Below are 15018 nucleotides of genomic sequence, written 5' to 3' on the forward strand. Positions count from 1 at the left end.
CGCTTCTTTTCTTCGCCTCTTCAACTCCTCACGCCGACCGCGCAACAATGGCCGACCCGATTACATCCCGTTCGCGCCGCGGCGTGAGTGCTCCTGTCGCCCCTGCCACCCAGGAGGCGCGCGGCCGTGCACTGCCCCGCTGGCATTACCTCGTCGCGCTGGCCGCAGGTGCAGCCAATACGCTGTCGTTCGCGCCAACGCCGCATGGCGGCTGGCTCGAACTCGTCATCTTCGCGTTCTTTTTCGCATGGCTCACGCGCACGACCGGCTGGAAAAGCGCCGCGCTGACGGGTGGCGCATTCGGCTTCGGCAACTACGTCACCGGCGTGTGGTGGCTGTACGTCAGCATGCACGACTACGGCGGCATGGCCGCACCGCTTGCGGGCGCGGCAGTCGTGCTGTTCACGTTGTATCTGGCGGTGTATCCGGCACTGGCTGCCGGCATCTGGTCGTTCTGCGCGGGGCACGCGCGCAACGGCGCATCTGACACCGACAAACCGTTCTCGCCGACCTGGCATGGCGCGCTGGCGTTTGCTAGCGCGTGGGCAATCGGTGAATGGCTGCGCGGCACCGTATTCACCGGTTTTCCGTGGCTCTCGAGTGGTTATGCCCAGGTAGACGGCCCGTTCGCCGGGTTTGCACCCGTGGCGGGCGTGTACGGCGTCGGCTGGATGCTGGCGCTGGTGGCCGCATTGATCGTGCAGGCGCTGATGCCGCTGTTGCCTTCGCGCGGGCAGCTCGATACCACCGATGGCGGCAACGAGGCTAAACGCAGCGTCGCACATGTTGCAGTGCCAGGGGGAATCGCGGTTGTGCTGATCGCGTCCGGCCTGCTGCTGCCGCTCGCGCAATGGACCCTGCCGGCCAACGCGCCGCTGACGGTGCGCCTCCTGCAGGGCAACGTCAAACAGGAAATGAAGTTCGAAGTAGCCGGCATGCGCGCCGCGATCGACCAGTATCAGCAGATGATCACATCCAAGCCGGCCGACCTGATCGTCACGCCGGAAACCGCCATTCCGGTGCTCGCGCAGCAATTGCCGCCGCAGTTCGCCTCGGCGGTGCGCAACTTCTCAGACACGACCGGCACCGCGATCGTGTTCGGCGCCATCGGCGGCACGATCACGCCGGAGGGTCAGGTGGTCGACTACACGAACAGCCTGTTCGGCGTCACGCCGGGCACGCGCGACGTATATCGCTACGACAAGCACCATCTCGTGCCATTCGGCGAATTCGTGCCGTGGGGCTTTCGCTGGTTCGTGAATCTGATGAGCATTCCGCTCGGCGATTTCGCGCGCGGCGCGCCGGTGCAGAAGCCGTTTATCGTGCATAACCAGCCGGTCTCGGTCGATATCTGCTACGAGGATATTTTCGGCGAGGAGATTGCGCGGAATATTCGCGAGAGCGACACGCCCGCGGGCGTACTGGTCAACTCGACCAATCTCGCCTGGTTCGGCGACACGATCGCGCTGGATCAGCATCTGCAGATTGCGCGCATGCGTTCGCTGGAAACCGGCCGACCGATGCTGCGCGCGACCAACACCGGCATGACCGCCGCGATCGACGCCAACGGCAAGGTGATCGGGCGCCTGACGCCGTACACGATCGGCTCGCTCGATGTGACGGTGCAAGGCACCTCGGGCAGCACGCCTTATGTGACGAGCGGCAATAACACGGTGCTGGCCGTTTCGCTATTGCTGCTGGCGTTCGGGTTTGCATTCGGGCCGGGGATTACGCGGCGGCAAAACGGTAAGAAATAACTCGCGATAAAACGGCGTGACTGTGCGCATGCCGTTTATATGTGAAAACGCCGTGGTGAATCTCGCCTCAATAGAAAAACGCGCGCTCCGGAACCCCGTGAGCACGCGCTCATAAAAAATCAGGCTTTACTGATTCGACGCAATTCGCTGCTGAATATGTTGTGCGCGCGCCGGTGAAGCCGGATGCGAACTCAACATGCTCGATTTACCGCCATCCAGTTGCGCGAGCTTGTTGAACGCCGTCACCAATCCCGACGGATCGAGATTCTTCTTTTTCTGCAGGTCGAATGAATAATCGTCGGCCGCGCTTTCCTGGGTTTGCGAGAACTGCGCATTAATCAGCTTCTCGGAAAAATCGCCCAGCTGCGAACCGGACAACGCCCCTGCCACACCACCCGCTGACGACGCCACCGAACGCGCCGCCGAAGTCGCGTACGCGACCTGCATCGCCTTCTTCGTATGGCCGAGTGCAACGTGACCCATCTCGTGGCCGACCACACCGCGCACTTCGTTGTCGTTCATCATGTCCATCAGGCCGCTATAGACGCGCACGCAGCCGTTGGCCATCGCCCATGCATTGACGTCCTTGGTGATGTACACCTTGTAGTTCACTGGCACGCCGTTGATGTTGTTGCCCAGTTGCGCGGCGATCTTGTTCAGGCGTTTCTGATACTTACTGTTTGCGGGGGCAATCTGATTTTCGCTATCCAGCTGCGCGCACGACTTGTCGGTCAGCGCACGCACGTCAGCATCGCTGAGCGTGGCGGCCTGAGCGGCCTGCTGGCCGGACTGGATCAGCGCAGTCGGATTAACGTTGCTGACGTTCGAGCACGCAGCAAACAGCGCGCAGGCAGAAGCGGCAATGACAAAGCGGTACGATTTCATGGTGGAAGTCTCTTTTGCGGACGTTATTAATATCGACGGCGCGCTTTAATGCACCGCCCATTCGCAATGGCCGCAGATCACGGGAGAAAAACTCCGCGTATGTCGATTGCATAAACCATTACGCCACGCGGCAGACAAAAAAAAATGCGCCTGACGGGTAGGCGCATTTTTACCACAAACGTAAGCTTAAATTTATGCTTATGAAAGCGTGAATGACATCATTTTGCAATTTAGTGAAAATTGCGGGCGGCGCGATTCCAGACAACCGCACCATTGAGCGGTGACGCGTACTTCGCTCAATCCGCCGGCACCGTATCAATGAACGACTGACGCAGCGACAGTTTCTGGAAATGTTTATCCAGGTTCGGATACCCTTCGCGCCAGTTCAACTCAGGCATGCGGAAATCGAGGTAGCCCAGCGCGCAGCCCACAGCGATATCCGCGAGCGTGTAGTGATTGCCCGTGCACCACGGCTTTGTGCCCAAGCCTTGTGACATGGCGATCAGGCCTTCGTCGATCTTGCGCTGCTGCCGCGCGACCCACGCGTCCACGCGCTGCTCGGGCGCGCGCTGGGTGCTTTCGAGGCGAATCAGCACCGCGGCGTCCAGCATGCCGTCGGCGAGCGCTTCCCAGCAGCGCACTTCGACGCGCTCACGCCCGGACGGCGGAATCAGCTTGCCGACCGGCGACAACGTATCCACGTATTCGCAGATCACCCGCGAGTCGAACACCGCTTCGCCGTCTTCCATCACGAGGCATGGCACCTTGCCGATCGGATTGAAGGTGTGAATCGTGGTATCCGGCGCCCAGACGTTCTCGGGCACGAGTTCGTAGTCGATCTTCTTGTCGGCCAGAACGATCCGCGCTTTGCGCACGAACGGGCTGGCGAGCGAACCGATGAGTTTCATCATTACCATCTGCCTTTTCTTGAATTCGGCGAAAGTATAAGTGGTCGGCGGCATTCCCGAGCACAGCGCAGTCGCTTCGCAAGCCGCATGGATGCTCGCTGTGGATGGATTGCAACATTGCCGCGACGCCAGCATGCCGTCTACCCGGCCAAATGGCCAACGTGGCAGGGGCGACCACCTCTCCCCGCCAGTATCCGCGCAAAATAAGTCTCCGCATTGGGCGCTACAATCTCACGATGAACCAGCCGACCGAACCCACCATCGCCATCGACGTCTACCGCACGCGCCGTGAGCGCGTCCTCGCCGCGCTGCGCGCGACGGGTGGGGGCGTCGCCATCGTCCCCACCGCGCCGGAAAAGCTGCGCAACCGGGACGCCGACTACCCCTACCGGCACGATAGCTACTTCTACTATCTGACGGGCTTCACGGAACCCGAGGCGTGGCTGGTGCTGGACGCAAGCGCCGCATCGGGCGAACCGACCTCGATCCTGTTCTGTCGCGAGAAGAATGTTGAGCGCGAGACGTGGGAAGGTTTCCGTTTCGGGCCGGAGGGCGCACGCGAGGCGTTCGGCTTCGAGGCCGCCTTCCCAGTCGACGAAATCGACGCGCAGCTACCGCGCATTCTCGCCGACAAGCCATCGCTGCATTACGCGCTCGGGACCTCGGCGGAACTGGACGAACAGGTGCGCGGCTGGCTCGACGCGGTGCGCTCGCTGGGCCGCAGCGGCGTCGCCACGCCCACCGCCGCGCATGATCTGATCCCGCTGCTCGACGACATGCGGCTCATCAAGGATTCCCACGAACTCGCCATCATGCGCCGCGCCGGACAGATTTCCGCGCAAGCGCATCGCCGTGCCATGGCCGCCTGCCACCCCGGCGTGCGCGAGTACGAACTCGAAGCCGAGCTGCTCTACACCTTCCGCAAATTCGGCGCGCAGGCGCCGGCTTACACGTCGATCGTCGCCGCGGGCGCCAATGCCTGCGTGCTGCACTACCCGGCCGGCAACGCGATCGCCCAGGACGGCGACCTGATCCTGATCGACGCCGCCTGCGAACTCGACGGCTACGCGTCGGACATCACCCGCACCTTCCCGGCAAGCGGCCGTTTTACGCCGGCGCAGCGCGAGTTGTACGACATCGTGCTGGCCGCGCAGCAGGCTGCCACCGACGCCACCCGCGTCGGCGCGACCTTCGACGATCCGCACCAGGCCGCCGTGCGCGTGCTGTCGCAAGGCCTGCTCGATACCGGCATCATCGACCGCACGAAGTTTGCCTCGGTCGACCAGGTGATCGCCGAACGCGCCTATGCACCGTTCTATATGCACCGCACCGGTCACTGGCTCGGCATGGACGTGCACGATGTCGGCGACTACCGCGAACGCGGCGCGCCGCGCGACGAAGCGGGCGCGCTGCCGTGGCGCACGCTGCAGGTGGGGATGACGCTGACCATCGAGCCCGGTCTGTACATCCGTCCGACTGACGGCGTGCCCGAGCGCTACTGGAACATCGGCATCCGCATCGAGGACGACGCGATCGTGACGGCGGCCGGTTGCGAGCTGATCACACGCGACGTCCCGGTGGCGGCTGACGAGATCGAGGCGCTGATGCAGGAAGCCCGCGCGGCCCAGCCGCTAAAGCAGTAACCGCGGCAGTAACCCAGGCAGCAACCCAAGGAAGCAAACCCGCAATGAACGACGTTTCCCAGTCGACGGTGATTCTGAAACCCGCCGCGTCCGACCATGGCTTCGATTTCGACGTGACGATCGTCGGCGCCGGGCCGGTCGGTCTGGCGCTTGCCGGCTGGCTGGCGCGCCGCAGCGCGACGCGGGCGCTGAAGATCGCGCTGATCGACGCGCGCGAGCCGGAAGACTCGATTGCCGATCCGCGCGCGATCGCCGTCTCGCACGGCAGCCGGATGATTCTCGAGCCGCTGCGCTGGCCTGCCGACGCCACCGCGATCCAGCGCATCCACGTGTCGCAGCGCGGCCATTTCGGCCGCACGCTGATCGACCACAGCGAGCACGGTTTGCCGGCGCTCGGCTACGTGCTGCGTTATGGCTCGATCGTGCATGGTCTCGCCGAAGCGGTTCACGCGAGCCCGGTGCACTGGTTCCGCTCCACCTCCGCCGCGGCGCCGACTCAGGACCTCGACGGCGTCACGCTGCCGATCGAAACTGCGGGTGTCACACGCAATCTGCGCACGCGGATTCTGGTGAATGCCGAAGGCGGGCTGTTCGGCGACCAGAAACAGAAAGCCACCGGGGACGCAGGCAGCAGCGCCGGCGGCGGTACGCGCGATTACGGGCAGACCGCGCTGGTCGGCACGGTCACCGTGTCGGCGCCGCAACCGCATGTGGCGTGGGAGCGGTTCACGTCGCAAGGGCCGATCGCACTGCTGCCGATGGGCGGCGTGCGCGGCGCGAATTACGCGCTGGTCTGGTGCTGCGCACCCGACGAAGCCGCGCGACGCGCACAGCTCACCGACGACGAATTCCTGCTTGAACTCGGCACCGCATTCGGCAACCGCATGGGCCGCTTCACGCAAATCAAGGGACGCGCGTCGTTCCCGCTGGGACTGAACGCGGTCGATACGCTGGTGAACGGCCACGTCGTTGCAATCGGCAATGCGGCGCAGACGCTGCATCCGGTGGCGGGTCAGGGTCTGAATCTGGGCTTGCGCGACGCGCACGCGCTCGCCGATGCCTTGTCGGCAGAAGGTCCGACCCCGCTGGCTCTCGCGACGTTCGCGCAACGCCGCGCGCTCGATCGGCGCCTGACGATCGGTGCAACCGACACGCTAGCGCGCCTTTTCACCGTCGACTTCCCGCCGCTCGCCGCCTTGCGCGGCCTCGCGCTCACCGCGCTCGAATTCGTGCCGCCGGTGAAAACCGCGCTGGCGCGGCAAATGATGTTCGGCCAGCGCCGCTGAGCGCGGTCCGTTCGCGCCTGACGCCCTCGGCCGTTGCAGCCTTTTTAGGCACCGTACCAGGCACATACAACGGCAAATAAGCACGCACATTGGCGGCGCCACGCGAACGGTGCCGGTTCTATGGACCGGACCACTTTCATAGAAGATTTAATGAGTTACGGCAGACTCAAGTCGGGTGTCGACTATCCGTTAACGCTAAAATACCGGTTTTCCTTCGCATTTCGCGCAATCTTCGATTGTCAGAAACTTAACAATCGGCCACAAGCGCGTCCAAGTCATGCCCACTCTCGGCCCCCACAATCTGCGAAACAACCTGTTCGTCGCCCCCATGGCCGGCGTAACCGACCGGCCGTTCCGCCAGCTGTGCAAACGGCTGGGCGCGGGCTATGCGGTGTCGGAAATGGTCGCCTCGAACGCGCAGTTGTGGAAAAGCGAAAAAACCATGCGCCGTGCTAACCACACGGGCGAAGTCGAACCGATCGCCGTGCAGATCGCCGGCGCGGATCCGGCCATGATGGCCGAAGCCGCGCGCTACAACGTGGCGAACGGCGCACAGATCATCGACATCAACATGGGCTGCCCGGCCAAGAAAGTGTGCAACGTGGCCGCGGGTTCCGCCTTGCTGCAGAACGAGCCGCTGGTGCAGCGCATCGTCGAGGCCGTGGTAGGCGCGGTGGGCGTCGGCCCGGATGCCGTGCCCGTCACGCTGAAGATCCGCACCGGCTGGGATCGCGACAACAAAAACGCTTTGACGGTCGCCCGTCTGGCCGAAGCCGCCGGCATTTCCATGCTGACCGTGCACGGCCGCACGCGCGCCGACCTGTATCACGGCGACGCCGAATACGAGACCATCGCTGCCGTCAAAGCAGCGGTGCGCATTCCGGTGGTCGCCAATGGCGACATCACGTCGCCGCAAAAAGCCCGCGAGGTGCTCGCCGCCACCGGCGCCGACGCCATCATGATCGGCCGCGCCGCTCAGGGGCGTCCGTGGCTGTTCCGCGAGATCGAGTATTTCCTGCAAACGGGTGAGTTGCTGCCGCCGCCGCGCATCGACGAAATCCAGCAGGTGATGAACGAGCATCTCGAAGATCACTACGCGTTCTACGGCGAATTTACGGGCGTGCGCACTGCGCGTAAGCATATCGGCTGGTACACTCGCGGCCTTTCTGGCGCCAACGTGTTCCGGCACCGTATGAATACGCTGGACACCACGCGCGAACAACTCCTCGCCGTCAACGAATTCTTCGACGCCCAAAAGGCGATTTCCGACCGCCTCGTCTACGTCGACGAGACGCTCAGCAAGAATGACGGCGAGCCGGACCATACCGACCGACTAGCAGCATGAGCAAGAACAATATCGAACAATCTGTCCGCGACAGCCTGGGGATGTATTTCCAGGATCTCGACGGCTCCAATCCGCATGACGTCTACGACATGGTTATTTCATGCGTGGAAAAACCCTTGCTCGAAGTGGTGCTCGAGCAGGCCGGCGGCAATCAGTCGCTGGCCGCCGAGTATCTCGGCATCAACCGCAATACGCTGCGCAAGAAGCTGCAACAGCACGGTCTGTTGTAGTTTTTTTTCGGCGCCCTGCCACGTTTCCCTTCGGCTTTTCGTCTTCATCATGATCAAGCAAGCGCTCATCTCCGTTTCCGACAAGTCCGGCATCGTCGACTTCGCCAAGTCGCTGTCGGACCTCGGCGTCAAGATCCTGTCGACCGGCGGCACCGCGAAACTGCTCGCGGACGCGGGCCTCTCCGTCACCGAAGTCGCCGACTACACGGGCTTCCCGGAAATGCTGGACGGGCGTGTGAAAACGCTGCATCCGAAGGTGCACGGCGGCATTCTGGCTCGCCGCGACCTGCCGGAACACATGGCAGCGCTTGAAAAGCACGACATCCCGACGATCGACCTGCTGGTCGTGAATCTGTATCCGTTCGTGCAGACCGTATCGAAGGAAGAGTGCTCGCTGGAAGACGCGATCGAGAACATCGACATCGGCGGCCCGACCATGCTGCGCTCGGCCGCGAAGAATCATCGCGACGTGACCGTCGTGGTCGATCCGGCGGATTACGCGGTCGTGCTCGACGAAATGCGTGCGAATAGCAACGCGGTCTCGTACAAGACGAATTTCCGTCTGGCCACCAAGGTGTTCGCGCACACCGCGCAGTACGACGGCGCGATCACGAACTACTTGACGAGCCTGACCGACGAACTGCAACACTCGTCGCGCAACACTTACCCGGCTACCTTCAACCTGGCTTTCGACAAGGTGCAGGATCTGCGCTACGGCGAGAACCCGCATCAGAGCGCTGCGTTTTACCGCGATCTGTCGGTGCCGGCCGGCGCACTGGCGAATTACAACCAGTTGCAGGGCAAGGAACTGTCGTACAACAACATCGCCGATTCCGATGCAGCGTGGGAATGCGTGAAGACGTTCGACGTGCCGGCTTGCGTGATCGTCAAGCACGCGAATCCGTGCGGCGTGGCAGTGGGTGCGGACGCGAACGAAGCGTATGCGAAGGCATTCCAGACCGATCCGACCTCGGCGTTCGGCGGCATCATCGCGTTCAACCGTGAAGTCGACGAAACGGCGGCGCAAGCGGTGGCAAAGCAGTTCGTCGAAGTGCTGATCGCACCGTCGTTCAGCGCGGCAGCTCGTCAGGTGTTCGCGGCCAAGCAGAACGTGCGTCTACTGGAAATCGCCTTGGGCGAAGGCCATAACGCGTTCGATCTGAAGCGCGTCGGCGGCGGCCTGCTGGTGCAATCGCTCGATTCGAAGAACGTGCAGCCGCACGAATTGCGCGTGGTCACGAAGCGTCACCCCACGCCGAAGGAAATGGACGATCTGCTGTTCGCATGGCGCGTCGCGAAGTACGTGAAGTCGAACGCGATCGTGTTCTGCGGCAACGGCATGACGCTCGGCGTCGGCGCGGGCCAGATGAGCCGCGTGGACTCGGCGCGTATTGCGAGCATCAAGGCGCAGAACGCCGGTTTGACGCTGACGGGCTCGGCGGTGGCGTCGGATGCGTTCTTCCCGTTCCGTGACGGTCTGGATGTGGTGGTCGCGGCAGGCGCAACCTGCGTGATTCAACCGGGCGGCTCGATGCGCGACGACGAAGTGATCGGTGCAGCAGACGAGCACAACATCGCGATGGTGTTGACCGGCGTGCGTCACTTCCGGCATTGATCTGATTTGCGGCACGCGGGCGGCGTGGGTGTTACGCGGCGCTCGTTGAAACTGGCTTTCGATGAAACGGCCTGGCGGAGATTCCGCCGGGCCGTTTTCTTTTGCGTGTGCGCGATCTCTTTTCAACGTATGCAGCAGGTTTTATTCCGCCTGCATCGCTGCACACCGACCGCCGCCCCGCGCGTTCGTTGTAGTATCCCAAGCACCTGCTTTTTACCGCATACGCGGCACCTCATGAGAATTCTCGGCATCGACCCCGGCTTGCGCGTGACCGGCTTCGGCGTGATCGATCAACACGGTCATAAGCTCAGCTACGTCGCGAGCGGCACGATTAAAACCGCCGACGCCGATCTGCCGTCGCGTCTCGGCACCATCTTCGAAGGCATTTCGACGCTGATCCGCCAGCACTCGCCCGACCAGTCCGCGATCGAAAAAGTGTTCGTCAACGTCAACCCGCAATCCACGCTGTTGCTCGGCCAGGCTCGGGGCGCGGCGATCTGCGGACTGGTGGCGGGTGGCGTACCGGTTGCCGAATACACGGCCTTGCAGTTGAAGCAGGCTGTGGTGGGTTATGGCCGCGCGACCAAGGAGCAGATGCAGCAGATGGTAGTCCGTCTGCTCAATCTCTCCGGCGTGCCCGGCACCGATGCGGCCGACGCCCTCGGCATGGCGATCTGCCACGCGCATGGGGGCTCGACGCTCAGCACGCTGGGCGGCATCGCGCCGTCGCTGGCCAAGAAAGGCCTGCGAGTGCGGCGCGGACGGTTGGTCGGGTAGGCGCGCCGACGTAGCGCTTTTGCGCGTGTTGCCACCTGGGTGAGGCAGCCGCAAGAAAGTGTCAACCATGTCCCCGTACGCCGCGCCATTCCACTCACCCACTGCGCTACACTCGCCCTTTCTCTCAAGATTGAATCCGCCATGATCGGTCGCATTGCCGGCGTTCTGCTGGAAAAAAACCCGCCGCATCTACTCGTCGACTGCAACGGCGTCGGTTACGAAGTCGATGTGCCGATGAGCACGTTCTACAACCTGCCCTCGACCGGCGAGCGCGTCGTGCTGCTCACGCAAATGATCGTGCGCGAAGATGCGCATTTGCTGTACGGCTTCGGCACTGCCGAAGAACGCTCAACCTTCCGCGAACTGCTGAAGATCACCGGCATCGGCGCGCGTATGGCGCTCGCCGTGCTCTCCGGCATGAGCGTGCATGAGCTGGCGCAGACCGTCACCATGCAGGACGCAGCACGCCTGACTCGCGTGCCTGGCATCGGCAAGAAAACAGCGGAGCGGCTGCTCCTCGAACTGAAGGGCAAGATCGGCGCCGACCTGGGCGCGCTGGCGGGCGCGGCGTCGGCATCCGACCACGCCTCCGATATCCTGAACGCACTGATCGCATTGGGTTACTCCGAAAAAGAAGCGTTGGCGGCCATCAAGAACGTGCCGGCGGGCACCGGCGTTTCCGAAGGCATCAAGCTCGCGCTGAAGGCGTTGTCCAAGGGTTAAAAGCTCATGCCGTGACGATAGCGCCGCGTGCGACAAATAAAGCTTCGCACACGGCGGCACGGCGCACACCCTGGCCGTTCGGCCGAGTTTCGCAACGGGCGGGGCGCGGTACAATGACCGCATGATCGAAACCGACAAACTCGCCGCCGAGCGCATCATCGCGGCCACGCCCGTCTCGCCGAACGAAGAAGCGTTCGAGCGCGCGTTGCGCCCGCGCCAGCTCGAAGAATATGTCGGGCAGGAAAAAGTGCGTGGTCAGCTGGAAATCTTCATCGAGGCCGCCAAGCGCCGGTCGGAATCGCTCGACCACGTGCTGCTGTTCGGGCCGCCGGGTCTCGGAAAAACCACGCTCGCGCACATCATCGCGCGGGAAATGGGTGTCAATCTGCGGCAAACGTCCGGCCCGGTGCTTGAACGCGCCGGCGACCTCGCGGCATTGCTCACCAACCTCGAAGCCAACGACGTTTTATTCATCGACGAAATTCACCGGCTATCGCCGGTTGTCGAAGAAATTCTGTATCCGGCGTTGGAGGACTATCAGATCGACATCATGATCGGCGAAGGCCCGGCCGCGCGCAGCGTGAAGCTGGATCTGCAGCCGTTCACGCTGGTCGGCGCAACCACCCGCGCGGGTATGCTGACTAATCCGTTGCGCGATCGCTTCGGTATCGTTGCGCGGCTCGAGTTTTATAACGCCGAACAACTGGCTCGCATCGTCACGCGTTCAGCGTCATTGCTGCATGCACAGATCCACCCGGATGGCGCATTCGAAATCGCCAAGCGCGCACGCGGCACGCCGCGGATCGCGAATCGGCTGTTGCGCCGCGTGCGCGATTTCGCCGAGGTGAAAGCGGACGGCAACATCACCGCAGAAGTGGCGGACGCGGCACTCAAGATGCTCGACGTGGACGCGGTCGGCTTCGACCTGATGGACCGCAAACTGCTCGAGGCGATCCTGCACAAATTCGACGGCGGCCCGGTCGGCGTCGACAATCTGGCAGCGGCAATCGGCGAAGAGCGCGACACGATCGAAGACGTGCTCGAACCGTACCTGATCCAGCAGGGCTTCCTGCAGCGCACCCCGCGCGGCCGGGTCGCCACGCTGCTCACGTACCGGCATTTCGGCCTCGCCGCGCCGGACGCTTCGAGCCCCATTTCCGGCCTGTGGGATTCGGCCGCGACCTGAACTGGATGCGCGAGTTGAAATAACTCGCGCCGTTTAACGCCCCGGTTCAGGCACCCTCTTCTTGAAGCTGTCGTCATCGCTCGGCGTGTCGAGATGCGACACGTCCGCCCACGACACGATCATCGCCTTGCTGGCGTCGTCGGCATAATCCACAACGTTGACGCTCGTGTTCAGCAACGCGTAATCGCGCGGCGCATCGAGCGACAAACCGCACGCAAAGCGACGCACGCAATCGAGCACACCGCCATGCGCGACGACAGCGATCCGGCCGCCCGGATGCGCGGCCACCAGAGGCTCGATCGCATGCAGCACGCGGTGATAGAGCGTGCGCTGCGATTCACCTTCAGGCGGCGCGAAACCAGGATCGCGGGTTTGCCAGTGCGCGTACTCATCAGGGAAACGGACGGCGATTTCGTCGCTGTCATGCCCTTGGAACGCGCCATATGAACGCTCGCGCAAACCTTCACGCAGTTGCAGCTGAAGGCCGAGCGCGTCGGCAATCGGCTGCGCAGTTTGCTGAGCACGTTGCAGATCGCTCGAATAGATCGCGTCGAGCCGCGCGCCCTCTTTCACCTCACTCGCGATGCGGCGTGCAAGGCGTTGCGCCTGCGCGAGGCCGGTCGTCGCGAGCGGAATGTCGATGTGACCTTGAATGCGCTTGATGCGGTTCCAGTCGGTCTCGCCGTGGCGAATGAACAGAATCTGCGTGGTCATGGGATGAGCGTGGGCGCCAATAGCCGGTTATGCCGAGCCGCTATTGTCGCAAAAAGCGGCTGGAGGAGTGGAAGCGTGCCGCCGAATACACCATACGGCAGCAGTTGAATCTCAAGCGTTCGTCTGCAGCCAGAACGTGACCGGTCCGTCATTGACGAGCGATACCTGCATATCGGCGCCGAACTCGCCCGTCTCGACGATCGGGTGCTTGGCGCGCGCTGCCGAGACGAAGTAGTCGAATAGCCGCTTGCCCTCGTCGGGCGGCGCGGCGGGTGTGAAGCTGGGGCGCAGGCCGCTGTTGGTGTCGGCCGCCAACGTGAACTGCGAAACGAGCAGCAAGCCACCTGCGCGCCCGGCGCCGTCGAGGTTCTGCACGGAGAGATTCATCTTGCCGGCCGCATCGCTGAAGACGCGGTAGCCGAGCACCTTGGCGAGCAGCCGGTCGGCTGCGGCCTCCGTGTCGCCACGTTCGGCGCATACGAGCGCGAGCAGGCCCGCCTCGATTGCGCCGGTCACGCGGTCGCCCACGCGCACTTCCGCGCGCCGAACGCGCTGGATCAGCGCGATCATCGGCTCGACTCCGGATGCAACAACGCCCGAATCAGCATCGTTATCGCTGAGCCATCAAGCCGTCAGCGTGACGCGCGCAAAACGGCGCTTGCCGACCTGCACGACGTACTCGCCGGCTTCGACCTTCAGGCCCTTGTCCGACACGGTCGTGCCGTCGATCTTCACGCCACCCTGCTCGATGTTGCGCAGCGCCTCGCTGGTCGACGGTACGAGATTGGCCTGCTTGAGCAACTGGCCGATTGCGAGCGGTGCGCCCGCGAGCGTCACGGCCGGAATATCGTCCGGCACGCCGCCCTTCGCGCGATGGTTGAAGTCTTCGAGCGCACGTTCGGCATCGGCTTGCGAGTGGAAGCGCGCAACGATTTCCTGACCGAGCATCACCTTGAAATCGCGCGGATTGCGACCCGCTTCGATTTCCTTCTTGAAGCCGGCGATCTCGTCCATCGGACGGAACGACAGCAGTTCGAAGTAACGCCACATCAGCACGTCGGAAATGCTCATCAGCTTGCCGAACATGTCCGTCGGCTTTTCGCTGATACCGATGTAGTTGTTCTTCGACTTCGACATCTTCTCGACGCCGTCCAGGCCTTCGAGCAAGGGCATCGTCAAGATGCACTGCTGTTCCTGACCGTACTGCTTCTGCAGTTCACGGCCCACCAGCAGGTTGAACTTCTGGTCCGTGCCGCCGAGCTCGAGGTCGGCATTCAGCGCGACCGAGTCGTAGCCTTGCATCAGTGGGTACAGGAATTCGTGGATCGAGATCGGCACACCGCCCTGGAAGCGCTTGGTGAAATCTTCGCGCTCGAGAATACGCGCCACCGTGTAGCGCGAAGCGAGCTTGATCATGCCGTCGGCGCCGAGCGGCATCGACCATTCGCTGTTGTAGCGGATTTCAGTCTTATCGCGGTCGAGCACGAGTGCTGCCTGATCGAAATACGTCTTTGCGTTCGATTCGATCTGCTCGCGCGTGAGCGGCGGGCGCGTGGCATTGCGGCCCGACGGATCGCCGATCAGCGAGGTGAAGTCGCCGATCAGGAAGATCACCGTGTGACCGAGATCCTGCAACTGGCGCATCTTGTTCAGCACGACCGTGTGGCCGATGTGGATGTCAGGCGCGGTCGGATCGAGGCCGAGCTTGATGCGCAGGGGCACACCGGTGGCCGCGCTCTTCGCGAGCTTCTGTGCGAATTCTTCTTCGATCAGCAGTTCGTCGACGCCGCGTTTGGTGACGGCGAGTGCGTGACGGACTTCGTCGGTGATCGGGAAGGCGGGGCTGGGCTTGGTGGACTCGGTGGTCATGCTGGAAACGTGAAGTCGCGAAAAAAGGAGATTGTCCCATAGATGCGCGCCGCCGCGCCCACTGACTCGGCCACGAGCGC

The 15018-nt window shown here is 63.1% G+C and carries 14 protein-coding genes; 9 read left to right on the forward strand and 5 right to left on the reverse strand.

What is annotated here, in order from left to right:
• Nucleotides 1-47 precede the first annotated feature (47 nt).
• Complete coding sequence (gene lnt, locus KHO33_RS19975) at nt 48-1757, forward strand: apolipoprotein N-acyltransferase (protein WP_200565186.1); 1710 nt, start codon at nt 48-50, stop codon at nt 1755-1757.
• A gap of 126 nt (nt 1758-1883) precedes the next feature.
• Here lnt and loiP read toward each other — a convergent pair whose 3' ends face one another.
• Together loiP and KHO33_RS19985 are read right to left on the reverse strand one after the other, a co-directional pair.
• On the reverse strand, nt 1884-2642 hold the full coding sequence (gene loiP, locus KHO33_RS19980; RefSeq protein WP_054034487.1) for a metalloprotease LoiP: 759 nt from the start codon (nt 2640-2642) through the stop codon (nt 1884-1886).
• A 296-nt stretch (nt 2643-2938) separates the two neighbouring features.
• Nucleotides 2939-3553 carry a glutathione S-transferase C-terminal domain-containing protein gene (locus KHO33_RS19985; RefSeq protein WP_200565187.1) on the reverse strand — a complete coding sequence of 205 codons (615 nt, stop codon included), beginning with the start codon at nt 3551-3553 and terminating at the stop codon, nt 2939-2941.
• A gap of 233 nt (nt 3554-3786) precedes the next feature.
• On the opposite strand from KHO33_RS19985, the gene KHO33_RS19990 reads away from it, so the two are divergent.
• The 8 genes from KHO33_RS19990 to ruvB all read left to right on the forward strand — a co-directional run bounded on the left by KHO33_RS19990 (nt 3787) and on the right by ruvB (nt 12355).
• Complete coding sequence (locus KHO33_RS19990) at nt 3787-5193, forward strand: aminopeptidase P N-terminal domain-containing protein (RefSeq protein ID WP_200565268.1); 1407 nt, start codon at nt 3787-3789, stop codon at nt 5191-5193.
• A gap of 44 nt (nt 5194-5237) precedes the next feature.
• Nucleotides 5238-6479 (forward strand): UbiH/UbiF/VisC/COQ6 family ubiquinone biosynthesis hydroxylase, encoded by a 1242-nt coding sequence (locus KHO33_RS19995; RefSeq protein ID WP_200565188.1) that lies wholly within the window; start codon nt 5238-5240, stop codon nt 6477-6479.
• A 277-nt stretch (nt 6480-6756) separates the two neighbouring features.
• Nucleotides 6757-7824 carry a tRNA dihydrouridine synthase DusB gene (dusB, locus tag KHO33_RS20000; protein ID WP_200565189.1) on the forward strand — a complete coding sequence of 356 codons (1068 nt, stop codon included), beginning with the start codon at nt 6757-6759 and terminating at the stop codon, nt 7822-7824.
• Entirely contained in the window at nt 7821-8054 is a 234-nt protein-coding gene (locus tag KHO33_RS20005; protein ID WP_007180440.1) for a Fis family transcriptional regulator, read from the forward strand. Before dusB ends, KHO33_RS20005 begins: the two co-directional genes overlap by 4 nt.
• A 49-nt stretch (nt 8055-8103) precedes the next feature.
• A complete protein-coding gene (gene purH, locus KHO33_RS20010; RefSeq protein ID WP_054034489.1) occupies nt 8104-9669 on the forward strand; it encodes a bifunctional phosphoribosylaminoimidazolecarboxamide formyltransferase/IMP cyclohydrolase in 1566 nt (521 codons plus the stop codon).
• Between the two features lie 234 nt (nt 9670-9903).
• Nucleotides 9904-10446 (forward strand): crossover junction endodeoxyribonuclease RuvC, encoded by a 543-nt coding sequence (gene ruvC, locus KHO33_RS20015; RefSeq protein WP_093635488.1) that lies wholly within the window; start codon nt 9904-9906, stop codon nt 10444-10446.
• 141 nt (nt 10447-10587) lie between these two features.
• Entirely contained in the window at nt 10588-11169 is a 582-nt protein-coding gene (gene ruvA / locus KHO33_RS20020) for a Holliday junction branch migration protein RuvA (protein ID WP_054034490.1), read from the forward strand.
• 121 nt (nt 11170-11290) lie between these two features.
• Nucleotides 11291-12355 carry a Holliday junction branch migration DNA helicase RuvB gene (gene ruvB, locus KHO33_RS20025; protein WP_200565190.1) on the forward strand — a complete coding sequence of 355 codons (1065 nt, stop codon included), beginning with the start codon at nt 11291-11293 and terminating at the stop codon, nt 12353-12355.
• Nucleotides 12356-12388: 33 nt separating this feature from the next.
• On the opposite strand, the gene KHO33_RS20030 is transcribed toward ruvB, so the two are convergent.
• The 3 genes from KHO33_RS20030 to tyrS all read right to left on the reverse strand — a co-directional run bounded on the left by KHO33_RS20030 (nt 12389) and on the right by tyrS (nt 14938).
• Nucleotides 12389-13069 (reverse strand): histidine phosphatase family protein, encoded by a 681-nt coding sequence (locus tag KHO33_RS20030; protein WP_200565191.1) that lies wholly within the window; start codon nt 13067-13069, stop codon nt 12389-12391.
• Between the two features lie 111 nt (nt 13070-13180).
• Nucleotides 13181-13639, reverse strand: coding sequence for a D-aminoacyl-tRNA deacylase (gene dtd, locus KHO33_RS20035; protein WP_172160035.1), 459 nt, complete (start codon nt 13637-13639; stop codon nt 13181-13183).
• Nucleotides 13640-13693: 54 nt separating this feature from the next.
• Nucleotides 13694-14938: a tyrosine--tRNA ligase gene (tyrS, locus tag KHO33_RS20040; RefSeq protein ID WP_200565192.1), complete on the reverse strand. Its 1245-nt coding sequence runs from the start codon at nt 14936-14938 to the stop codon at nt 13694-13696.
• Nucleotides 14939-15018 lie beyond the last annotated feature (80 nt).

The sequence above is a fragment of the Paraburkholderia nemoris genome (genome assembly GCF_905221015.1).
GTDB lineage: Bacteria > Pseudomonadota > Gammaproteobacteria > Burkholderiales > Burkholderiaceae > Paraburkholderia > Paraburkholderia nemoris.